Raw genomic sequence first — 23,259 nt, 5'->3', positions numbered from 1 at the left:
TCAGCCCTTGTTGAGGAAGGCTTTGGCGGCGATCGCCGGCAGGAAACTGTGCGCCTCGGGGATCTGCTCGGCGCTGACCCGGCGCCGGAACACCCAGTAGGTCCACGCCTGGTAGGCAATCACCAACGGCAGCCCTACTGCGGCAACAACACTCATCAGCCCCAACGTGTAGTCCGACGAGGAGGCGTTGGAGATAGTCAGGTCAAATGCCGAATCAAGCGTCGACGGCAGCACCACGGGGAAGACCGCACCGAAAATAGACGCCGTACCCAGGGCCAGGAACAGGCCCAACGCTGCGAACGAGCGACCCTCCAGGTCGCGTCGCCCCAGGTACCAGGCAGCACCAGCGGCCACCAGCGCAACAGCCAGCGCAACCCACGTCCACGTCTTGCCATCCAGGAGCTGGACGCTGAGCGCCCAGCCGGCGATGGGTAGGAGCAGGACGGGGAGGAGCCGGACGAACCACCGGCGCGCCCGGTGCCGGATCTCGCCGTCGGTCTTCAACGCCAGGAACGCCAACGCGTGCACCAGGGCGAAACCCACCACGGCGAAGCCACCAAGGATGGCGTAGCCGCTGAACCAGGCCAGCGGGCCGCCCTCGCGGTCCCCGTTCGCGTTGAGCGGCAGGCCCGTAGTGGTCAAGGCCAGCGCGGCCCCCACCCCAAACGCTGCGAAGAACGACCCCACGGCAATGGCCCAGTCCCAACGGGTCCGCCAGGAGTCAGAGTCCACCTTGCCGCGATATTCGAACGCGACCGCCCGGAAGATCAATGCCAGCAAGACCACCAGCAAGGGCAGATAGAGCGCCGAGAACAGGGAGGCGTACCACAGCGGGAAGGCGGCGAACGTGGCTCCGGCGGCAGTCAACAGCCAGACTTCGTTACCGTCCCAGACCGGACCCACCGTGTTCAGGAGAATGCGGCGCTCGGTATTATCGCGGGCAAACAACTTCATGAGCATGCCGACGCCCAGGTCGAAGCCCTCAAGGAAGAGGTACCCCGTCCAGAGCACGGCGATCGCAATGAACCAGATAGTCGGCAGGATTTCCATGGTGTTCCCGTTCCCTAGTAGGCGAATGCCAGGACGTCGTCGGTGGGTTTGCCGTCCCCCGGACCGCCGTCGCCGTCTTTCTTCCCGCCGTCGCCACTGTTGGCGTCCGACGGCGCGTGGGCCAGTTCCGGCATGGCGGACACCACTCCACCGCGAATGTATTTCACCAGCAGCTTCACCTCCACCACCAGGAGGACAGCGTAGACGGCGGACAGCGCGACCAGGGAGGCGATCAACTCGCCGACGGTCACACCCGGCGAAACTGCAGCTGCGGTGAACATGAACACTTGGTCAATACCACTGGGGTCAGGGTTTGGTGCCACCACGAACGGCTGCCGACCCATCTCGGTGAAGATCCATCCTGCGGCGTTGGCACCAAACGGGGCCAGGATCCCGAAGATCGCCAAACGCATCAGCCACTTGGACTCGGGGACGGTCCCCTTACGGGCAATCCACAGGGCAACGAGCGCTGCAAAGGCGGCTAGTCCACCGAAACCGATCATCATCCGGAAACCCCAGTAGGTGACCTCCATGACGGGCAAGTAGTCGATTTCGCTGCCGGCGCGCTCACCGTAAATGGGGTTGTCCGGCAGGTTGGTGCCGTACTTCTCCTGGTACTCGGGAAGCAGGGTGTTCACGCCCTTGACCTCGGTGGTGAAGTCGCCTTTAGCCAGGAAGGAGAGGATGCCCGGCACCTCGATGACGGCCACGATTTCGTCGCAGTTCTGCGCGCCCAGGTTGCCGATGCTCAAGATCGAGAACCCGGTTCCGTCGTGGCAGGCGGCCTCGGCGGCGGCCATCTTCATGGGCTGCTGCTCAAACATGAGTTTGCCCTGCAGGTCGCCGGTGAAGGCAGTCCCCGCGAAGGAGATCATGGCCACCACTGCGCCGATGCGGAGGGAGCGAATCCAGACTGCGTGGTCTGCCTTGTCGCGGCCGGGGATAGCTGCCGATTCGCCCACGATGACCTTGCCATCGGTGCCAACCGTGTCGATCCCGTCACGGCGGCGGCGCCACAGGTGGTACCAGGCAATGCCCAAGAGGAAACCGCCGGCTACGGCGAGGGCGCCAAAGATGGTGTGCGGGACTGCCACCATGGCGGTGTTGTTGGTGAAGACGGCCCAGGCGTCAACCATCACCGGCCTGCCATCCACCATCTCAACCCCCACCGGGTGTTGCATCCAGCTGTTGGCCACGATGATGAAGTAGGCGGAGAAGACGGATCCGATGACTGCGATCCACAGGCACGCGAGGTGGATTCCGGGCTTCAGCTGCTTCCAGCCGAAGATCCAGAGGCCTAGGAATGTGGACTCGACGAAGAACGCCAGCAGCGCCTCGAGGGCTAGTGGGGTGCCAAAGACATCACCGACGAATCGGCTGTACTCACTCCATGCCATCCCGAATTGGAACTCCTGCACGATGCCGGTGGCCACACCCATGATGAAGTTGATGAGGAACAACTTGCCCCAGAACTTGGTCATCCGGAGGTACTCGGGCTTTCCCGTCCGGTGCCAGGCGGTCTGGATGACGGCCACCACCAACCCCAACCCAATGGTCAGGGGCACCATCATGAAGTGATACACGGTGGTGATTCCGAATTGCCAGCGTGCGATTTCCAAGGCGTCCAAGGCGGTCCCTACTGTCAAAGCGAGTTTTCTACGCTTCGTAGAACTCTAACTTCTACACAGTGTAGAACAATGGCGGTGGTGATGTGCAAACGCGTGCCCAACCCCTCCAGCATGGACTGGAAGCGTGCGCCACGCCACATGTTCTACCTAACGTAGAAAGTGTGCAGGTTTAGGGGTAAATTTGTTTCTACACTAAAAGCAGAAGTGCAGTCACCAGTCAGCTCATTGACCTGGGACAGCGACATGAAGGAACAAATCGATGGCCAGTCTTGGCGAACTTGAACGGGCAGTGATGGATCTGCTCTGGGCGGGCCAGGAAGCAGCCACAGCCAACACCCTCCGGGACAGGCTGGCCCAGACCTCAGCGGCCCGGAGTGAATCGGGGCATGACGCCAAAGAGTTGGCTGTCACCACCGTCCTGACAGTACTTTCCCGGTTGGAAAAGAAGGGGCTGGTGGAACGCGAACGCGGCACCCGCCCGCACCGCTACCAGGCCGTATCCAGCCGCGCGGATCACACCGCAGAGCTCATGCATGAAGTCCTCGGCTCGGCACCGGATCGCGAAGCCGTCTTGGCACGCTTTATCGGATCCGTCACCGAAGGCGAAGCCGAAACCCTTCGCAAACTGCTGGGCCTTCCCTAGCAGACCATGTTCTGGACCTCATACCTGTTGGCGGTCCTGGCGATCGTCCTGGCGTGGCCAGTACCGATCCTGCTTTCGAGGGCGCAATGGCCCGCGCGTTCGCCGTTCACGGCCATGCTCCTCTGGCAGGCGATCGCGCTGGCCGGCGGGTTGTCCATGATCGGCGCCATGCTGGTCTACGGGCTCGAGCCCATTGGCGATAACCTCCTGGCGGGCCTCCGCGCGCTGGCGTCAATGGTCCTTTTCAATGCGCCCACAACAGATTTAGGCTTCTGGCACATTTTTGCCTTGTCGGCCGCAGCGTTATTGACGGCGCACCTGGTATTCACCCTGCTCCTGACGTACTACCGCATTCAGCGCCAGCGCTGGCGGCACCGTGAGCTCTTGGCCCTCCTTGCATCTCCCTCGGGGCAGGACGCAGCCACCCTGGTCATCAGCCACGACTCCCCCGTTGCCTATTGCCTGCCCGGCGGCGCACGCTCTGTCACTGTCCTCTCCGACGGACTGATGGCAGCTCTTGAGCCAGCTGAACTTCGGGCAGTCCTCAGCCACGAAAATGCGCACCTGAGCCAACGCCACCACCTGCTGCTCTGGGCCTTCGCGGCATGGCGGCAGGCGCTGCCTTGGCTTCCCACCACCCGCCTGGCCCAGGAAGCCGTCGGCTCCCTGATCGAAATGCTTGCCGATGATGTGGCGCTCAAGTCCGAGAGCAAGGGCACTCTGATCAAGGCGATTGCCATTGTGGCCAGCGGATCAGCCAAGGGCCTGGGGCAACCCGATCTGCAGTCCGGTACTGCCAACCTCAACCTGGGCGGCGGTGACCTCGCCCTCGGGGCCGAATCCGCACGGACCACCGCGTCCCGCGTCAGTCGGCTCCTGTCCCCGCAAGCTCCACTCCCGCCGGCCGTCCGCTCCGCGGTGCTGGTGGTCTGCGTATTGCTGCTCGCCGTGCCTACGGCGCTGCTGGTGGTACCGGGCCTTTTGGGCTAGGCCAGCCGTTTCAGCGCCGCAACTTTCGACAGTGCAGGCCGAAGTCAGGCGTCGATGCGTTCGCGGTCCAAGCTGGCGGCGCCGGCAACGATGAAGTCCTTCCGCGGCGACACGTCCGATCCCATGAGCAGGTCGAAGGTCTTCTCGGCCCGCTCCAACTCCGAGATCCGCACCTTCCGGAGCATTCGGTGCCGAGGGTCCATGGTGGTTTCGGCCAACTGCTCGGCGTCCATCTCACCGAGTCCCTTGTACCGCTGAATCGGCTCCTTGTAGCGCTTGCCTTCCTTCGCCAGCCGGGCCAGCAAGGTGTGCAGTTCAGCCTCGGAATAGGTGTAAATCATCTCGTTGGCCTTCTGGCCAGCGTTGATGACCTCCACCCGGTGGAGCGGTGGAACGGCAGCGAAGACCCGGCCCTCGTCAATCATGGGCCGCATGTAGCGGAAGAACAGCGTCAACAGCAGTGTCCGGATGTGTGCCCCGTCCACATCGGCGTCGGTCATGAGGATAACTTTGCCGTAACGGGCGGCGGAAATGTCGAAGCTGCGCCCCGAGCCAGCACCCACCACCTGGATGAGCGCGGCGCACTCGGCGTTGGAGAGCATGTCTCCCACAGAAGCTTTCTGGACATTGAGGATTTTCCCGCGGATGGGCAACAGGGCCTGGAAGTCCGAGGACCTGGCCAGCTTGGCGGTACCCAGCGCCGAGTCACCTTCCACAATGAACAGTTCGGAACGTTCGACGTCGTCGGTCCGGCAGTCGGCCAGTTTGGTGGGCATGGACGACGTTTCCAGCGCGTTCTTGCGCCGTTGGGTCTCCTTGTGAACGCGGGCAGAAATCCGCGATTTCATCTCGCTGACGATCTTTTCCAGCAGGAGCGCCGACTGTGCCTTGTCGTTGCGGTTGGCTGAGCCGAGCTTGGCGGTGATCTCCCGCTCAACGACGCGCGCCACGATGGCCCGGACGGCGGAGGTGCCAAGAATTTCCTTGGTCTGGCCCTCAAACTGCGGCTCGGCAAGCCGGACGGTCAACACGGCGGTCAGGCCGGCAAAAATGTCATCCTTTTCGATCTTGTCGTTGCCAGCCTTAAGCTTCCGGGCATTGGTTTCAACAGCCTTCCGGAAGGTCTTCACCAAAGCCTGCTCGAAGCCGGACTGGTGCGTTCCGCCCTTGGGAGTGGAGATGATATTGACGAAGCTGCGCACGGTGGAGTCGTAGCCAATCCCCCAACGCAACGCAACGTCAACTTCGCAGTCGCGCTCCACCTCAGCCAACTGGCTATGGCCACGCTCGTCCAGGACAGGGACCGTTTCCTTAAATTTCCCTGACCCGTGCAGGCGCCACACATCCGTCACCGCAGAGTCAGCTGCCAGGAAGTCGACAAACTCAGACAGGCCGCCGTCGTGGTGGAAGACCTCCTCATGCGGCCCGGCCTCCCCCGGCGTTCCGGGCGCCTTGCGTTCGTCCCGAACCGTCAGCTTGAGCCCGGGCACCAGGAAGGACGTCTGGCGGGCGCGCGCGGCTAGCTCATCGTAGGAGAACTTAGCGTCCGGGGTGAAAATCTGCCGGTCTGCCCAGTACCGGATCCGGGTTCCGGTGACGCCGCGCTTCGCCTTGCCGATGACGTCCAAAACGGAACCATCCACGAACGGAGCGAAGACGGCTGCCGGATCGACGCGGGACCCCGAATCCTGGAACCGGCCCGGCTCGCCCCGCCGGAACGACATTTTGTACGTTTTGCTGCCGCGGTCCACCTCAACGTCCAACCGGGAAGAGAGTGCATTGACCACGGAGGCGCCGACGCCGTGGAGGCCACCGGAGGCGGTGTACGAGCCGCCGCCGAACTTACCGCCAGCGTGCAACTTGGTAAAGACCACCTCGACGCCGGTGAGGCCGGTCTTTGGTTCTGTGTCCACCGGAATGCCGCGGCCGTCGTCGTGAATCTCCACCGAGTTGTCGGCGTGCAGGATGATCTTGATGTCGTGGCCGAACCCGGCAAGGGCCTCGTCCACGGAGTTGTCGATGATCTCCCAGAGGCAGTGCATCAGGCCGCGCGAATCCGTGGAACCGATATACATTCCCGGGCGCTTGCGGACAGCCTCGAGGCCCTCCAAGACAGACAAGTGCCGAGCAGTGTAATCAGAACTAGGTGCCACTGGTGATGAACTCCTTCAGGGAGGGAAAGCGTGCGTCAGGATCGCTCCCTCTAGGGTAGTCGCGCGCAGCCCGGCAGCCGAGCTGCCACACGGTGGTCGCCGTGTGCGGCATCCCACCCACTCCGGAACGCCGACGGCGGCACGATCTTGAGCGATTCTTGCGGCTACGCGGACAGCGAACTTGGCCCATCCTTGCAATGGTTTTGCTGCGAATACTGGTTATATAGACGTACAGATCTACTAAGGAGGCCGACATGACAACAGCAGTGGCAGACCGCACACTCAATGCACTCGACAGGTGCGATCGTTGCGGAGCTCAGGCATATGTTCGGGTTGTACTCGAGACCTCCGGCGGTGAGTTGCTCTTCTGCGGCCACCACGCCCGTGCAGTCGAATCAACGCTCAAGCCGTTGAGCTCAGACTGGCACGACGAAACCTCGAAGCTTCACGAAAAGGCAGTCGTAGACGTCGACTGACGTTTGACTCGCAAAAATGAGCCCTCGCCACCTCGGCGGGGGCTCATTTTTTCTGCCCTCGCCACACACAAAAGCCGCCCCGTGCCGCCATCCGAAGATGCCGGCCAGGAGCGGCCCTGTGGTGCAAGCTGATTTAGTCCAGGTAGTCCCGCAGGACCTGTGACCGGGACGGGTGGCGCAGCTTGGACATGGTCTTCGATTCGATCTGGCGGATCCGCTCGCGCGTGACGCCGTAGACCTTGCCGATTTCGTCTAAAGTCTTCGGCTGGCCGTCGGTCAGGCCGAAGCGCATGGCCACCACACCGGCTTCACGCTCGGACAACGTGTCCAGGACCGAATGCAGTTGCTCCTGCAGCAGCGTGAAGCTCACGGCGTCTGCAGGTACCACGGCCTCGGAGTCCTCGATGAGGTCACCGAACTCGGAATCGCCGTCCTCGCCCAACGGGGTGTGCAACGAGATGGGCTCGCGGCCGTACTTCTGGACCTCGACAACCTTCTCCGGCGTCATGTCCAGCTCGAGGGCCAGTTCTTCGGGCGTAGGCTCCCGGCCCAGGTCCTGCAACATCTGGCGCTGTACACGGGCCAGCTTGTTGATGACTTCCACCATGTGCACCGGGATGCGGATGGTGCGGGCCTGGTCTGCCATGGCGCGGGTGATGGCCTGGCGGATCCACCACGTGGCGTAGGTGGAGAACTTGAAGCCCTTGGTGTAGTCGAACTTCTCGACGGCGCGAATGAGGCCCAAGTTGCCTTCCTGGATGAGGTCCAGGAAGAGCATGCCACGGCCGGTGTAGCGCTTGGCCAGTGAGACCACGAGGCGGAGGTTGGCCTCCAACAGGTGGTTCTTGGCCCGCTTGCCATCGTGGATGATGAATTCGAGCTCACGCTTGAATTTGGGATCCATGGAACCGTCGTCCGCGTTGATTTTCTCTTCGGCGAACAGGCCAGCTTCGATGCGCAGGGCGAGGTCAACTTCCTGCTCGGCATTGAGCAGCGCAACCTTACCGATCTGCTTCAGGTAGTCCTTGACGGGGTCCGCAGTAGCGCCGGCCGACATGACCTGCTGGACAGGGGCATCGTCATCGTCGGCGTCAGAGTAGACAAACCCTTTACCTGCCGGGACAGCCGTCTTGGCAGAGCCATCTTCGGACTTGTCCGACCCGTCAAGGGCGGAGTCGTCCGGATCCTGATCGTCGTCGGCGTCCTCGGCGTCGTCATTGCTGGCCTGTGCGGCAGCAGCCTTTGCTCCAGGCTTGGGGCCGCGCTTTTTGGGCTCGGGCTTACCGTCCGTGCCTACGTTCGCCTTGTTGGCAGCACGCGTTGCTGCGCGCTTGGCGTTGGTAGCCGCCTGCTTTTCCTCTGCGGACAGTTCGTCCTGGGCGGCGGGGTCCTTCTTCGTGGAAGACGGGGTCACAGAAAACCTTTCTAGCGGTGGTCTGTGGAATCGCCATACGGGCAACACCACTATGACCCTGTCAAGTCCGTGGTAGAAATCAAGCGCCACCACGGCCAACAGAGTCTAAATGATCCAACTGCTGGAGCGGCTGTATTGTTCCCAAAGGAAGACAAGACAAGCACTGAATACACGGACCCAACCGGGTCTCGGCGTCTATTGTCTCACGATTCCGCCGGATCGGGCCTACCCACGCCGCCTGCCCTACACCGTTCCGTCCACCACGTGCTGCCAGGCTGCCTCCCGCCGAGCAGCCCAGCCACAAATGGTCCCGCGCCGATCCATCTCCAAGAGCAACTCAGCCAGCCTGTACTGCGGCTCCGCCCAGAGCGCCTGGCCGAAAAATGCCGCGGCCATGGACCCCCTTCCTCGGCTCCACGCGATCCACCCACGGACAGTGAGGGGAGCAGACACCACCTTTCCGCCGACGCTGCTGAGGTGCGCCGCCACCCTGTCCAGGGCATCCATCCGACTCCAGGTGGGAACCGCCGGCCACAGTCCCATCAGGACCTCGCCGTAGCCGGGCACAGCGCCGTCGTCCTTACCTGACACCCAAGCTTCCGGAGGAGGCGCGGCCGCCGCTTCGAGGAGTTGGCCGCATTCCGGCAGCACCGGGGACGGGTGCCGTCCCAACGTGAAGGGCCGGAACCGCGCAGCGCTCTCCGTAGCGAAGGTTTGGCCTGCAGCGGAAAGCACTAGGACGGCATCCCGCAGCACCGGCATCCGCAGTGTGGCCAGCAGGAACGCATCCCGCTCCACATCCTGGCGCCACGGGAGGCCAGCGGGTTGGGCCAGCACCAGAGCCCAGTACGACAGAACATAGCTGAATTGCGCTTCGCACCCTTGCCGCCGCTCCAGCTTCCGGCTCCATTGGCTGCGCGCCCGCCGGACCGCCAGCGCATAGGGCTTGTCCGCTGGCTCGAGGCCCACTGGTACCCCCACGGGCTCAGGACCAAAGGTGCTCCCGCGAAACACCATTTCGGCGTTCAGCCGGCTGTCCAGGATTTCCTGCACCGGCCGGCCAGGCAGCGGGCAGCATTCGAGGTTCGAGCAGTAGGCATCCCGCCAATATTTGGTGCCCACATACCAGGCGTCCCGGATGGGCATCCCTGCTGCAGTCAACGCCGTCTGCAACGTCACCAGGAGCAGGTCATGGGCGGCGGCGGCGGGCCGCTCCCCCGTTCCGCTGAAGATCACCACGAGGGTTTCGTCCGCCTCACCATCCGCCCGGAGGTAGCCGCACACGGCGCGGACCAGAGGGGTGGGGTCCCGCAGCAGATGCGGGGCCGGCAGATCCAGCCGGAGCGTGGCCCCAATCCCCTTGTTATGCAGTGTCACCGCCACCAGGCTGGAGGTGGGCCAGTAGCCCAGGGAGTGCGGAATGAAGCTGAGGATGTCCTCGGGTCCGTGGGCTGTGATTGACGTTGGCGTGTCCATGCCTCCACTGTCCGACGGCACCGGATCCTACGGACCCAGCCAATCGGGCTATGTGGGAAACCCGCCCTGTGGAGGACTACTCCGGACCGTTCTGCCCCTGCGCTGGAGGCCGTCGCCGGGCCAGGCTTTCCCGGCGCTGACGGGCCAGAGCAACGCGCAGCGGGGGCACCACGACTCCCTGGTCAGCCAATTGCCCGCGCACCTTGCGGCGGGAGAGGATAATGCCCACAACACCTATCGCGTACAGCATCAACTGGACGCTCAGCGCGATCTTCATGGGCCCCAGCCCGTACAGCACGCCCTGCGAATAGCCACTGGCCATCAGGACGTCCAACACAACGCCAATCAGGAACGTGGCAATCAAGGCAGCAACGAAGCCGCCGACGTTGACAATGCCGGTGGCCGCGCCGATGCGGTGGGCCGGGTTGAACGACCGGGCGAAATCGAATCCGATCATGGAACCTGGCCCGCCGATGGCCAGGACAACCACCAACACCGCCAGCAGCCACAGCGGTGCACGGCCCGGCACCAGCAGCACAGCAGACCAGGCAGCAATGCTGGCAGCCGCAATGAGCAGCACCATGGTGGAACGGCGCAGGGGGTGCCGCGAAACGAACCCGCCCATGAACGGTCCAACAGCCAACGCTGCGGCCACAAACAGCGCCATGAGTGCGGCCACCGTGGCAGGATCCAGGCCCTGACCGGAAATGAGGAACGGGTAGCCCCACATCAAGGCAAAGACCGTGCCGCCGAACTGGATGGTGAAGTGGCTCCACATCCCCAGCCGGGTGCCGGGCTGACTCCACGCCCGCGCCAACGAGACACCGGTGGCTTTGAGGCCCTCCCTCGGCGCAGACCGAACAGTTCCCGGCGGCGCGTCGCGCAGCACCAAGACCACCAGGACAAGAACCAGCACCGACATTCCGGCCAGCATCAGGAAGCCCGAGGTCCACCCAGAGGCGTGCAGCACCAGGGCAAACGGGATCACGCTGAAGAGCTGACCCAATTGACCTGACATACCCGTCAATTGGGTCACCAGCGGCACTCGCGCCGGTGCAAACCAAAAGGGGATCAGTCGGATGACGGCGATGAAGGTCATCGCATCGCCGGCACCCACGAGTACGCGGCCGGCAACCCCAGCAGTAATCGTCTCCGCGAACGCGAGCTGCAGCTGGCCCAGCCCCATCAACACGGCTCCGCCGGCGATCAGTGCCCGCGAACCAAACCGGTCCACCAGCACACCCACGGGAATCTGCAGCGCTGCGTAGACCAGTAGCTGCAGGACGGTGAAGAAGGAAATTGCCGAAGCACCGGCGTTGAACCGTTCCGTTGCTTCGAGCCCCACCACGCCAAACGAGGTTCGCTGGGACACTGCCACCAGGTACCCGAAAATTCCAACAGTCCAGATCAGCCAGGCGCGGGGTGCAGTCACCACCTCATTATGCCCGCACCGGCCCGCGACCCTGCCCAGCCAGCCCTGCCCAGCCAGTCCCGCCCAGCAGACCGGTCCAGCATGCCCGGGAGCCATGCACGCCTAGCTCCCGGGGTTCTCCCGAGCGAGGTAGGCCTCCACGGCTGCACCCAGCTCGTCGCCGTCGGGCAGCTGATCATTGTCATGAGCCAACAACGAGCGCCGGACGGTGCCCTCGGCTTTTTCGTCGTAGCGGGTTTCCAGCCGCGCCACTACTTCCTGGACGTCCTCGGAGGATTCGATCTGTTCTGCAATCTGGCGGCTAACGTCCCGGCCGGATTCGCGCAGCCTGTCCGTGGGGAGCATCAACGAGGTCGCCGCGCCGAGGTATTCCAGACCCGCGACGGCGGCGGGCGGGTATTCAGCATCCGCCAGGTAGTGCGGCACGTGGATGACGTAGCCGGCAACGTTGCGTTCGGCCTCGGTAAGACGCAATTCCAGGATGTGTCCTACTGCGGCCGGTACCTCAACCGTTGGCTTCCACACGGAAATGCCCTCGATGAGTTCTGGCCGGTTGCCGTGCACCGTGACGCCTACCGGCCGGGTGTGTGGGACAGGCATGGGGATCGAGTGGATCCAAGCCACGAGATTGACGTCCAGCTTTTCCACGATCCCGACGACGGAACGCGCGAACCGCTCCCACTGAAGGTCCGGTTCGAAGCCCGCCAACAACAGGAAGGGGCTCCCCAGCCCGTCCACCAACCGGTACAGGGCCAGGCGAGGTTCCTGGTAGTCCTGGAGGTGGTCCTCCACGAAGCTCACGTGCGGCCTGCGGGAGCGGTAGTCGATCAATTGGTCGGCGTCGAAGACCGCCACGGGCTGGACGTCTTGGGAGTCCAGGAGTTCGGCGTTGATCTGCTTGACTACGTGGCCCGCGTCCGCGAATCCGGTAAAGCCCATGAGCAGGTTCAGCCCGCGGAGGTCGGGGCTGTTGAAAAGCTCAATGTTGCTGGCGTACAGCGATTCGGGATCCAGGAGGGAGCCGGAAATCCGTTCAAGCACGGCGTTTTCCTTTCACGGGGCGGGTGTCTGGTCTGTACAACGCAGCAGGTGGCCTGGTCATTCCGCGCGCCACTGTGGCGCAGCTCTCAGAGGATTCCCGCCCCGCCGCGCGGACGGGCTACGATCGAAACTGGTCCGCCAGCCGGGCCTCTTGATACCCGGAGCGTTGCCGGAACGGCTTCCGCCGGGCATCAGGCAGTAGCCCATCAGGCGCCCCTGCCCCATCATCTTTCGAGAATCGAGGACTGATCCCTGTGATCAAGAATGTTGACGTCACCCTGAGTACCCTTTCCCGGAGCCTGGCCAAGAGCCCCAGCGACGCGGTGGTGCTGGGCGTGGGGCAAGGCGCCGATGGTCCAGAGCTTCTTGCTAACCCGTTGACGGCCAAGTCCGCCGAAACGCTCGCCGCTTCCCTGAAGGGTCTCGGTGTCACGGGCGCCGCAGATCAGGCAGTCCGGCTGCCGGGACTGCCTGAAACCGGGGCGCCGGTCTTGGTCCTCGCGGGCCTAGGCAAGGTCACCGCCGGCCAGCCGATCCCGGCAGAGACCCTGCGTCGAGCAGCCGGTTCAGCGGTCCGCCAGCTGGCAGGCCTCGCCACGGTCACGTTGGCGCTTCCGACGACGACCCTCGCCGACGTCGCGGCCATCGCCGAGGGCGCAGCGCTGGGCGCCTACTCCTACACCGAATTCCGCTCCTCGCAAGATGGCCTCAAGGCCCCCGTGCGCAACGCCGTGATCCACACGGCCCTGGCAGACCACGAAGAGGTCCCGGCGGCGTTGAAGCGCGCCACACTGTTGGGCAAGGCCGTCAACGCCACCCGCTCGCTGGTCAACCAGCCGCCCAGCCACCTTTACCCTGAATCCTTCGCTGAAGCTGCCAAGGACCTCGCCAAGGGCCTGCCCGTCAAGGTCACGGTCTGGGACGAGAAGCGGCTGGAAAAGGAAGGGTTCGGCGGCATCATGGGCGTGGGCAAGGGCTCCACCCGCCAGCCGCGCCTGGTGAAGGTGGAATACGCTCCGGCCAAGGCCGCCGCCAAGATTGCCCTGGTCGGCAAGGGCATCACGTTCGACACCGGCGGAATTTCCCTGAAGCCGGCCCTCGGCATGGGCGACATGAAGAGCGATATGGCGGGCGCCGCCGTCGTCCTCAACACCGTGCTGGCCATCGCCGGCCTGGGGCTGAACGTCAAGGCAACCGCCTGGCTGTGCATTGCCGAGAACATGCCCTCCGGTGCCGCAACCCGGCCCGCGGACGTGCTGACCATGTTTGGTGGCAAGACCGTTGAGGTCCTGAACACCGACGCCGAAGGTCGTCTGGTGATGGCCGATGGCATCGTGGCGGCAAGCCAGGAATACCCGGACGCCATCATCGACGTCGCCACCCTCACCGGCGCGCAGCTGATCGCCCTGGGCAACCGCACCGCTGGCATCATGGGTGCCGACTCCGTCACTTCTGCGCTCAAGACCGCAGCCGACCGCGCCGGCGAACTGGTATGGCCTATGCCCCTGCCCGAGGAACTGCGGGCCAGCATCGACTCACAGGTGGCAGACCTCGCCAACATCGGCGAACGCCACGGCGGCATGATGACCGCCGCTGTGTTCCTGCAGGAGTTCGTCGGCAAGGGCAAGGACGGCGAGCAGATCCCGTGGGCCCACGTGGACATTGCCGGCCCGTCCTTCAACAACGGCAGCCCGTACGGTTACAACCACAAGCAGGGTACGGGCTGCACCGTGCGGACCCTGGTTGCATACGCCGAAGACGTCATCGCCGGCACCCCCGCTTAGCCTGAACCCACGCGGCCCTGTGGCCAGGACAGCAACGTCCGCCACAGGGCCGCGTGAGTCTGGACACAAGCCAGCAACAAACATGCTGCCAAGGTGGAGCATGGAAGAGTGGTTCGCTAAGGTGAAGCACGATAGTCACAAATGCAAGCGAATGACCCTGCTGACATAATCACGGCAGTACTAGTTCAAAGACCAGATGATGCGCCAGAACGCGTCATCGTTCACGCGAGGGAGCGTTTTAGTGGCCGATCAGGCAACTGCGCAAGAATTCGACATCCTGGTACTCGGTGGCGGCAGCGGTGGATACGCCGCCGCGCTTCGAGCCGTCCAATTGGGCCTGACCGTCGGCCTCGTGGAGAAAGCGAAGTTGGGCGGCACCTGCCTGCACAACGGCTGCATCCCCACCAAGGCGCTCCTGCACTCCGCAGAATTGGCCGACCACGCCCGTGACTCCGCCAAGTACGGCGTGAACGTCAGCCTGGACGGCATCGACATCAACGCCGTCAACGCGTACAAGGACGGCATCATCGCTGGCAAGTACAAGGGCCTTCAAGGACTGATCAAGTCCAAGGGCATCACGGTCATCGAAGGCGAAGGCAAGCTCCAGGGCACCGACACCGTCGTGGTCAACGGCACCCCCTACAAGGGCAAAAACATCGTCCTGGCCACCGGCTCCTACTCCCGCACCCTGCCGGGCCTGGAAATCGGCGGCAAGGTCATCACCTCCGATGAAGCCTTGACCATGACCTCCATCCCGAAGAGCGTCATCATTCTCGGTGGCGGCGTGATCGGCGTCGAGTTCGCATCGGTCTGGAAGTCATTCGGCGCGGACGTCACCATTGTTGAGGGCCTGCCCTCCCTGGTTCCCAACGAAGACGCCACGATCGTCAAGGCCTTCGAGCGTGCTTTCAAGAAGCGCGGCATCAAGTTCTCCACCGGAATCTTCTTCCAGGGCGTTGAGCAGAACGACGACGGCGTCAAGGTCACCCTGGTGGACGGCAAGACGTTTGAAGCCGACCTGTTGCTCGTGGCTGTGGGCCGTGGCCCCGTCACCGCCAACCTTGGCTACGAAGAAGCAGGCGTCACGATCGACCGCGGCTTCGTCATCACCAACGAACGCCTGCACACCGGCGTGGGCAACATCTACGCGGTGGGCGACATTGTCCCCGGCGTGCAGCTGGCGCACCGCGGTTACCAGCAGGGCATCTTCGTAGCCGAGGAAATCGCCGGCCTGAAGCCGGTCATCGTCGAGGACATCAACATCCCCAAGGTCACGTACGCGGAGCCTGAGATCGCCACCGTTGGCTACACCGAGAAGGCTGCCAAGGCCAAGTTCGGTGACGACCAAGTCATCACCCAGGAATACAACTTGGCCGGTAACGGCAAGAGCTCCATCCTGGGCACGTCCGGCTTGGTCAAGCTGGTTCGCCAGAAGGATGGCCCCGTGGTGGGCGTTCACATGATCGGCTCACGCATGGGCGAGCAGGTCGGCGAAGCACAGCTGATCGTCAACTGGGAGGCCTACCCGGAGGACGTGGCGCAGTTGCTGCACGCCCACCCCACCCAGAACGAATCTCTGGGCGAGGCTCACATGGCGCTTGCCGGCAAAGCCTTGCACGGCTAGTTTTCCCCAGCATTAACGAGGTTTAGTGCACCTGGCCGAAGCTGCCAGGTGCACTAGGCTTCACACAAGGCAGCAATCATTCGCACTTAAGATCAATAAGGAGAACGGGGACGACATGTCTGAAACCGTTAACTTGCCCGCCCTTGGTGAAAGCGTCACCGAAGGAACCGTCACCCGCTGGCTCAAGCAGGTAGGTGACCGGGTAGAGGTGGACGAGCCGCTGCTCGAAGTCTCCACCGACAAAGTAGACACTGAAATCCCCTCCCCCGTGGCCGGTGTGATTGAAGAAATCCTCGTCCCCGAAGACGAAACCGCCGAGGTAGGCGCACCCCTGGTGCGCATCGGTGATGGTTCCGGTGGCGGCTCGCCCGAGGCTGCCCCGGCAGCAGAGGAAGCCCCGGCAGCGGAGGAAGCAGCAGCACCGGCTGAGGCTCCCGCAGCCGCTCCGGCACCTGCCGCTGAGGAAGCTGCAGCACCGGCAGCCGGCGGCGAAGGCCACGAAGTCACGCTGCCCGCCCTCGGCGAGAGCGTGACGGAAGGTACCGTCACCCGCTGGCTCAAGGCGATCGGCGACACCGTCGAGGTCGACGAGCCGCTCCTGGAGGTCTCCACCGACAAGGTAGACACCGAAATCCCGTCGCCGGTAGCCGGCACGTTGCAGGAAATCCGCGTCAACGAAGACGAAACCGCCGAGGTGGGCTCCGTACTCGCCGTCATCGGTTCAGGTGCTGCGGCAGCCCCCGCCGAGGCACCCAAGGCAGCACCGGCTCCCCAGGAACCAGCACCCGCTGCGCCCAAGGAAGAGGCCCCCAAGGCTGAGGCACCTAAGGCCGCTGAGCCCGAAGCCCCGAAGCCCGCCGCTGTTCCCGAGGCACCCAAGCAGGCACCGGCGTCCGCACCGGCACCCCAGGCTGCGCCCGCAGCTGGCGGTTCCGAGTCCGGCTACGTGACTCCCCTGGTTCGCAAGCTCGCCAACCAGCACGGCGTGGACATCACCAGCCTGACCGGGACCGGCGTCGGTGGCCGCATCCGCAAGCAGGACGTCGTCGCCGCAGCAGAAGCGAAGGCAGCCCCCGCGGCCGCACCGGCTGCAGCTGCACCGGCAGCCTCCGCTGCGCCTGCAGCAGCTGAGTCTTCCCTCCGTGGCACCACGCAGAAGGCGCCCCGCATTCGCCAGGTGATTGCACGCCGCATGCGCGAATCGCTGGAAACCTCCACGCAGCTCACGCAGGTGCACGAAGTCGACATGACCAAGGTGGCCAAGCTCCGCCTCAAAGCCAAGAACTCCTTCCTGGCCCAGAACAACGTCAAGCTGACCTTCCTGCCCTTCATTGCCAAGGCAGTGGCGGAAGCCCTCAAGCAGCACCCCAAGCTCAACGCTGCGTACGACGAGGACAAGCAGGAAATCACCTACCACAACGCCGAGCACCTGGCGATCGCCGTCGACACCGACAAGGGCCTTCTGGTTCCTGTGGTGACCGACGCCGGTAACCTGAACCTTGCCGGCCTCGCCGCCAAGATTGCCGACGTTGCAGGCCGCACCCGCGCTGGCAAGATCGGCCCGGATGAACTGTCCGGCGGCACGTTCAGCATCACCAACATCGGTTCGGTGGGCGCGCTCTTCGATACGCCCATCATCAACCAGCCGCAGGTAGGCATCCTGGGCACCGGCGCAATCGTCAAGCGCGCCGTCGTCGTGGCTGACGAAAACGGTGATGACTCGCTGGCCATCCGCTCCATGATGTACCTGTCACTCACGTACGACCACCGCTTGGTGGACGGCGCTGACGCTGGCCGGTTCCTGCAGACCCTGAAGGCCCGCCTCGAAGAAGGCGCCTTCGAAGCAGACCTGGGACTCTAAACGCACCAGACGACGGCGGTCCAGCGGCCGGTGGGAAACCATCGGCAGGCTGGGCCGCCGTCGGCCGTTAAAGGCAGAGCACCCCGCGCGAGGTTTTGCCACGCTGCCGCTACTACGGTGCGTAGAAACAGTTGACTAGACTGGTCCCATGACTCTCGTTTACAACATCATTGTCTTCTTGCACATCGTTGGCGCGGCTATGATCGTGGGCCTCTGGATCGGCCAGATGAAGAACCCCACGGTCCATCCCCGCCAGTTCGACGGCGCCATGCTGCAGTTGATCACCGGCATCGCTCTGATGGGTCTCATCCCAGCCCTGGACATGGATGCCAACTATTTCAAGCTGGGCATCAAGTTCGCCATCGCCCTCGCCGTCGGCGTGCTCGCGTTCATGGGCCGCCGCCAGTTCAAGAAGGGCGAGCAGGTCCCGCCGGGGATTGCGCACGGTGTTGGCGGACTCGCGTTGCTGAACATCGCCATCGCCACGATCTGGCACTAGCACCACCGCACTAACGGCAAGTCACAATCCACTGGTAGCGGACACCTCTCGCCCCCACCCGGCGAAGTCCCTACGATGGAAAAAGGCGGGGTCCAGGCAGCAGTCTGCCCCGGTAATGATCAATCTGAGGAGTGGAAATGGCAACTGTACGCACCGCACACACCGTCTGGAACGGGTCTTTGATCGAGGGCGCGGGCAACACCACGCTGGACAGCTCAGGCCTGGGCACGTTTGACGTGACCTGGAAGGCCCGCACGGAGGCCGCCGGCGGCAAGACCAGCCCAGAAGAACTGATTGCCGCAGCGCACTCGGCGTGCTTCTCGATGGCCTTCAGCCACGCTCTGGCCGGCGCAGGCCACACCCCGGAGGAAGTTAACACCAAGGCTGACGTCTCGTTCGTCCCCGGCACCGGCATCACCGGCAGCCACCTGACGCTCTCCGCCAAGGTCCCCGGCATCTCCGAAGAAGAGTTCCAGAAGATCGCCGCCGAAGCCAAGGTGGGCTGCCCCGTCTCTGGCGCACTTGCCAGCATCGACATCACCCTCGACGCCACCCTGGTGGCCTAAGCAACACCCACACCCAGAAGCCCCCTTGGGGCCGGAATGCTCCGGCCCCACTGGGGCTTCTTCGTGCTGTCCCGGCTTAGCTTCCCTGCCGCCGCGGCGGGAGGGGTGCTGGCCGGAGCTTTCGGTACCCCTCACGGAGCGGTGGCCTGTCGGTGGGCAACTCCTGGATCATTTCCTTCAGCGCACCGATCCCATATTCCAGCTGTGGATCCTGGCCGGCTGCGTAGGCGTGCGGCGGAAATACCACTTCGATGTCTGGATCGACCCCGTAGTTTTCGACGCCCCAGCCAACGCCACCGCCAAACCAGTTGGCGTAGCGGGGCTGAGTGACACCGGTACCGTCTGCGAGGCTGAAGCGGTTATCGATGCCCACCACGCCGCCCCACGTCCGGGTCCCGATCACAGGGCCGATGCCGCGCAGCTTCGATACCTGGGTGATGATGTCGCCGTCGGACCCGGCAAACTCGTCAGCGAGGACGGTTACCGGCCCCCGCGGCGCGTGGTGCGGGTAGGTCCGCGGTTTCTCGCCACGCGGCATGCTCCAGCCGGTTACCTTCCGACCGATCAGCTCGGCAACAAGTTGGGACGTGTGTCCGCCGCGGTTCCTGCGCACGTCCACGATCAGACCATCCAGGGCGGTCTCGGTGTCCATGTCCCGGTGCAGTTGTGCCCAGCCGTGCGCCATCATGTCCGGGATGTGCAGGTAGCCGTAGGCGCCGTCTGAGGCTTCGCGGACCGTGCGCCGGTTAGCTGCCACCCATTCCTGGTAGCGCAACCGTTCCTCATCCTTGATGGGCACTACTGCCACGCGCCGTTGGGTTCCGGTGGCCTCGCCGTGCGCGGCCCCGTTGAGCAGGGTGAGTTCCACCGCCCGGCCAGCAGCACCCACCAGTTGCATGGCTGGCGAGACCGTGGGAGTCAGCGGCACCCCGTCAATGGCCAGGATGATATCGCCTGGCTTGGCGCCTACCCCGGGGCGGGTCAGTGGTGAGGTCGCCAGCGGGTCGGAGGACTCGCTGGCCAAGATTCGAGTGATTTCCCACCCCGCTTCTGTGGCCTCAACGTCAGCCCCCAGCCGGCCCTGCCCGTGGCTGCCCGGCTCCGAGACGGCCGCCGGACGCACATACGCGTGGGAAGTCCCCAGCTCGCCGTGGAGCTCCCAGAGCAGGTCCACCAGGTCATCGTGTGAGCCCAGCCGGGCCACCAGTGGGCGGTAACGCCGGGCGATGGACTCCCAGTCCTGGCCCGCCATGTCCTCCGTCCAGTAGAAGTCCCGTTGCAGGCGCCACGCTTCGTCAAACGCCTGGCCCCAGACGCTGACGGGATCCATCATCACGCGGATGCGGCCCAAATCAACCTTGACGAGCTTGCCTGAGTCCTCGTCAGCCTTGGCATCAACGGGCACCACGGTGACTTGCTTCTCGGCAATCACCACCGCCTTCTTCCGGTCGCCGGAGAGCCGGTAGCTGTCCAGCGTGTCCACGAGCGTGGTGGTCTTCCGCCGGGCGATCTCGAATCGCACCAGGCTGGGTTTGGTGTCCTTGTCTTCCTGGCTGGCCTTGCCGTCACCTGTCACTCCGGCCAACGCGGCATCGAGCCACAGCAGTGCACCGTGGGTGGCCTTGAGCGAGGCGTAGTTGCCCTGCGGGACGGGGACGCCGATCACGCGCTGGGAGATGTTCTCCGGCTCTACCACCACGGCGGCCACGTCGTCAGTGGCCTCATCGGGTTCATCGGCGTCCGCTGCCACAGCAGGGCCGAACGGCGACGGCGTGTCAGCGCCCAGGGCCACCAGGTACGGCTTGATGGGGCTCGGGAAGGACAGGTCGAATGAATGCCCGTCGTAGACCGGGTCGAAGCTCCGGTTGGACAGGAATGCCAGGAACTTACCGTCCGGAGTGAAGGACGGGGATCTATCGCAGAACCGACCGTCGGTGACCTCCACAATGCCGCCACCCTGGCCCGCCTCGACGAGCCGCAGCCGGCTGCGCGCGCCAAACGATGTCACCGGCTCGGACCACGCCACCCAGCGGGAATCACCAGACCACGCGAGATCGTCAATGGACCCTTCGCCGATGCTGGCCACCAGAGTGAGCTGGCCGCTCGTGGTGTCTACCAGGTGCAGGTCGCCAAAGGACGTCCCCACCGCCAGCCACTGGCCGTCCGGGCTGGCTTCCATCGAACTGACGCGCGACGGCGACGGGAGGTCGATGCGGACCGCCTCGGTGTGGCTGCCAGCAGGCTTCGCCGCATCACGTTTGCCCTGGTCAGGCTCGGTATCTGCCGCCAAGGGGGCTGTGGACGCGGCGGGGGTGTCATCGCTGGCAGGAGGATGGGCTGACGCAACGGAGCGTCCAGTTGCGCCAGCGGCAGGCACGGGTTGCGGCAAGGGCGCTTCACCGTCTTTGGAGCTGGCCGTTTCACCGGCAAGGGCGTCTGCCCCCACCGTGGCACGAACGACGCCGGCACCTCCTCCGGCTGCCGACGCTGGCAGTGCGGCGGGGGCCGGCGTCGTCCGCTGCCGAACGGGGGCGGCGATGTCCTTGACGTATAGTGCCTCCACCCCGCCATGGTCTGCGACGTAGGCGATCCTGCCACCGGCGACGGGGCGCGGAAGGCGACCGCGGACCCCGGGAGCAGCTTCGACGATGCGGGACGGGCCGTCCTTGTGGCGCAGCCAGTGCAGCGTGCCGTGCGCCTCGACGGCACTGGCCGTGCCGGCGTCGTCCGGAACGACGGCGCCCAGATGCTTGGCGGTCTTCAGCAGCGCGGGGCGGCGGGCCTGGGAGGCGGAACCCAGCGTGATGTCCAACTTTGTGGCGTCAGAGGTGAGGTCGTTCAGGACCCACAACTCGCCTGCCGATTCAAAGATGACGCGCGTGCCGTCGGTCGCAGCGTGCCGGACATAGAAATCCTCGTGGTCCGTGTGTCGGCGCAGATCCTTGCCGGTGGGCAGGACCGAGTACAGGTTGCCGTAGCCTTCGTGGTCGGACAGGAAGGCGATCCGGCCGTCCACCCACAACGGATCGGTGAGGTTCCCGTCGATCTCGGGAACCAGGCGCGCGAACTCGCCGCCGCCGTCGGCATCGATCCACAACTTGCCCGCGGTGCCGCCACGATAGCGCTTCCACCAAGCGGGTTCGCGGGAGAGCACTGATGCCAGCACCACCGGCCGTTCATCGCCCACCACCGGTCCGAAAGCCACGCCCTCGACCGGGCCAAACGGCAGTTCCTGCGCGGAGCCCCCTTCTACCGGGATGCTGTACGCGTACGTGTGGCGGCTTTCCGCCTGCCGGAAGGCGCTGGTGACTACCACTGACCCGTCGGGGGTGAAGCCTTTGACCTTGGTGGTTGCATGGCCAAAGTAGGTCAGCTGACGGTAGCCGCCGCCATCCACCTCGGCACTGACCACCTCGGGCGCGCTCCCCTGCACCACCGACCAGACGAGGCGCTGCCCGTCCGGGGTGAACCTGGGATTGCGGGCTGGCAACTGCAGGGCCGAGACCCGCCATGCCCGGCCTCCGGTTAATGGCGCAATCCAGACATCGTCTTCAGCCACGAAGGTGACCAGATCGCCATGCAGATGCGGGAAACGTAAGTAGCTCGAAGAGGTCATCAATCGATCATAGTCACACGAATCCGCCGCCTGCCGCGCGTGCCAGCAGGGCATCAGCCGTGGTGAGATGGAGTATGCGTATTGTCATGGCCGGGGCTTCGGGACTGATCGGCACCCATATGTCTGCAACCTTCCGCGCCGCTGGGCACGATGTTGTGGCACTCGTCAGGCGCGAACCTTCCTCCAGCGCAGAGGTCCGCTGGGATCCTGCCACCGGGGATCTCAACCCCGCAGCGCTGGCTGGTGCCGACGCTGTGGTGAACCTTTCCGGCGCCGGCATTGGCGACAGGCCATGGACCAAGAAACGGGTGGCTGAGATCTTCAGTTCACGCGTCGACGCCACCAAAACCTTGGCAGCTGCGATGCACCAGATGGACGTCCCACCAGCCACCTTCCTCAGCCAATCGGCTTCCGGCTACTACGGCGACGCCGGCAACACGGTGCTGCGCGAGACCGCACCCGCAGGCTCTGCCATGCTGTCACGCGTCTGCCTGGCCTGGGAAGATGCCGCCCATGAGGCTCCGGACGGCGTCCGTGTGGTGACCCCGCGGACCGGTGTGGTGTTTAGCAGGACCGGCGGCGCGCTGGGGAAACTGTTGCCGCTCCTGAAGCTGGGGGTGGGCGGGCCACTCGGAAACGGCCGACAGTTCTGGCCGTGGATCACGCTCCCGGATATTTCCTCGGCGTTCCTCTTTCTCCTGACAGGGCCGACGGCGGGGTCCCCAACTGGTGGGGCAGGCGATTCGGTGGTGGGACCGGCGAACCTCTGCGCTCCCGAACAGGCAGATGTGGACGCCATTGTGGCAGCACTCGCCAAAGCCCTGCACCGGCCGGCCATCCTCCGGGTTCCCGCGCCGGTGCTCCGGTTGCTGATGCAGGACCTGGCCGAGGAACTCCTGCTCTCCAGCCAGCGAATGGAACCCACCGTGCTGTCCGCCGCCGGCTTCACCTGGCAACAACCCACGCTGGCGTCCGCTGCTGCCTGGGTGGCTGGCAAAGACTGAGC

17 protein-coding genes are annotated in these 23,259 nt (G+C 64.6%); 9 read left to right on the top strand and 8 right to left on the bottom strand.

Features of this window, described 5'->3' with window-relative positions:
• Together cydB and PSET11_RS15710 are read right to left on the bottom strand one after the other, a co-directional pair.
• Positions 1-1,050: a cytochrome d ubiquinol oxidase subunit II gene (gene cydB, locus PSET11_RS15715; protein WP_124093269.1), complete on the bottom strand. Its 1,050-nt coding sequence runs from the start codon at positions 1,048-1,050 to the stop codon at positions 1-3.
• Positions 1,051-1,064: 14 nt separating this feature from the next.
• On the bottom strand, positions 1,065-2,678 hold the full coding sequence (locus PSET11_RS15710; RefSeq protein ID WP_124093289.1) for a cytochrome ubiquinol oxidase subunit I: 1,614 nt from the start codon (positions 2,676-2,678) through the stop codon (positions 1,065-1,067).
• Between the two features lie 259 nt (positions 2,679-2,937).
• On the opposite strand from PSET11_RS15710, the gene PSET11_RS15705 reads away from it, so the two are divergent.
• Entirely contained in the window at positions 2,938-3,321 is a 384-nt protein-coding gene (locus tag PSET11_RS15705) for a BlaI/MecI/CopY family transcriptional regulator (protein WP_124093268.1), read from the top strand.
• A 6-nt stretch (positions 3,322-3,327) separates the two neighbouring features.
• Complete coding sequence (locus tag PSET11_RS15700) at positions 3,328-4,311, top strand: M56 family metallopeptidase (protein ID WP_124093267.1); 984 nt, start codon at positions 3,328-3,330, stop codon at positions 4,309-4,311.
• 44 nt (positions 4,312-4,355) lie between these two features.
• Here the strand turns inward: PSET11_RS15700 and PSET11_RS15695 are convergent, their stop codons facing one another.
• Positions 4,356-6,464: a DNA gyrase/topoisomerase IV subunit B gene (locus tag PSET11_RS15695; RefSeq protein ID WP_124093266.1), complete on the bottom strand. Its 2,109-nt coding sequence runs from the start codon at positions 6,462-6,464 to the stop codon at positions 4,356-4,358.
• Between the two features lie 254 nt (positions 6,465-6,718).
• On the opposite strand from PSET11_RS15695, the gene PSET11_RS15690 reads away from it, so the two are divergent.
• Positions 6,719-6,940, top strand: coding sequence for a DUF7455 domain-containing protein (locus PSET11_RS15690; RefSeq protein WP_124093265.1), 222 nt, complete (start codon positions 6,719-6,721; stop codon positions 6,938-6,940).
• Between the two features lie 133 nt (positions 6,941-7,073).
• On the opposite strand, the gene PSET11_RS15685 is transcribed toward PSET11_RS15690, so the two are convergent.
• The 4 genes from PSET11_RS15685 to PSET11_RS15670 all read right to left on the bottom strand — a co-directional run bounded on the left by PSET11_RS15685 (position 7,074) and on the right by PSET11_RS15670 (position 12,303).
• Positions 7,074-8,354: an RNA polymerase sigma factor gene (locus PSET11_RS15685; protein WP_124093264.1), complete on the bottom strand. Its 1,281-nt coding sequence runs from the start codon at positions 8,352-8,354 to the stop codon at positions 7,074-7,076.
• Positions 8,355-8,597: 243 nt separating this feature from the next.
• On the bottom strand, positions 8,598-9,830 hold the full coding sequence (locus tag PSET11_RS15680) for a DUF4192 domain-containing protein (RefSeq protein ID WP_124093263.1): 1,233 nt from the start codon (positions 9,828-9,830) through the stop codon (positions 8,598-8,600).
• A 76-nt stretch (positions 9,831-9,906) separates the two neighbouring features.
• Entirely contained in the window at positions 9,907-11,262 is a 1,356-nt protein-coding gene (locus tag PSET11_RS15675) for an MFS transporter (protein WP_124093262.1), read from the bottom strand.
• A 102-nt stretch (positions 11,263-11,364) separates the two neighbouring features.
• The gene (locus tag PSET11_RS15670) at positions 11,365-12,303 is read right to left on the bottom strand and encodes a proteasome assembly chaperone family protein (RefSeq protein WP_124093261.1); all 939 of its coding nucleotides are present in this window, start codon (positions 12,301-12,303) and stop codon (positions 11,365-11,367) included.
• Between the two features lie 254 nt (positions 12,304-12,557).
• Here PSET11_RS15670 and PSET11_RS15665 point away from each other — a divergent pair, with 254 nt between their 5' ends.
• From PSET11_RS15665 to PSET11_RS15645, 5 genes are all read left to right on the top strand, one after another.
• The gene (locus PSET11_RS15665; protein WP_124093260.1) at positions 12,558-14,087 is read left to right on the top strand and encodes a leucyl aminopeptidase; all 1,530 of its coding nucleotides are present in this window, start codon (positions 12,558-12,560) and stop codon (positions 14,085-14,087) included.
• 241 nt (positions 14,088-14,328) lie between these two features.
• Positions 14,329-15,711, top strand: a complete 1,383-nt coding sequence (lpdA, locus tag PSET11_RS15660) for a dihydrolipoyl dehydrogenase (RefSeq protein WP_124093259.1) — start codon at positions 14,329-14,331, stop codon at positions 15,709-15,711.
• A 115-nt stretch (positions 15,712-15,826) separates the two neighbouring features.
• Positions 15,827-17,572, top strand: coding sequence for a 2-oxoglutarate dehydrogenase, E2 component, dihydrolipoamide succinyltransferase (sucB, locus tag PSET11_RS15655; RefSeq protein ID WP_124093258.1), 1,746 nt, complete (start codon positions 15,827-15,829; stop codon positions 17,570-17,572).
• 148 nt (positions 17,573-17,720) lie between these two features.
• On the top strand, positions 17,721-18,071 hold the full coding sequence (locus tag PSET11_RS15650) for a hypothetical protein (RefSeq protein WP_124093257.1): 351 nt from the start codon (positions 17,721-17,723) through the stop codon (positions 18,069-18,071).
• A 137-nt stretch (positions 18,072-18,208) separates the two neighbouring features.
• Positions 18,209-18,637, top strand: a complete 429-nt coding sequence (locus tag PSET11_RS15645; protein WP_124093256.1) for an OsmC family protein — start codon at positions 18,209-18,211, stop codon at positions 18,635-18,637.
• A gap of 76 nt (positions 18,638-18,713) precedes the next feature.
• Here the strand turns inward: PSET11_RS15645 and PSET11_RS15640 are convergent, their stop codons facing one another.
• The gene (locus PSET11_RS15640; RefSeq protein WP_124093255.1) at positions 18,714-22,253 is read right to left on the bottom strand and encodes a S41 family peptidase; all 3,540 of its coding nucleotides are present in this window, start codon (positions 22,251-22,253) and stop codon (positions 18,714-18,716) included.
• Between the two features lie 74 nt (positions 22,254-22,327).
• Here PSET11_RS15640 and PSET11_RS15635 point away from each other — a divergent pair, with 74 nt between their 5' ends.
• Positions 22,328-23,257, top strand: a complete 930-nt coding sequence (locus PSET11_RS15635; protein WP_124093254.1) for a TIGR01777 family oxidoreductase — start codon at positions 22,328-22,330, stop codon at positions 23,255-23,257.
• Positions 23,258-23,259: the final 2 nt, after the last annotated feature.

This window comes from Arthrobacter ulcerisalmonis (genome assembly GCF_900609065.1).
GTDB lineage: Bacteria > Actinomycetota > Actinomycetes > Actinomycetales > Micrococcaceae > Arthrobacter > Arthrobacter ulcerisalmonis.
This window is presented reverse-complemented; position numbering and strand designations above follow the sequence as displayed.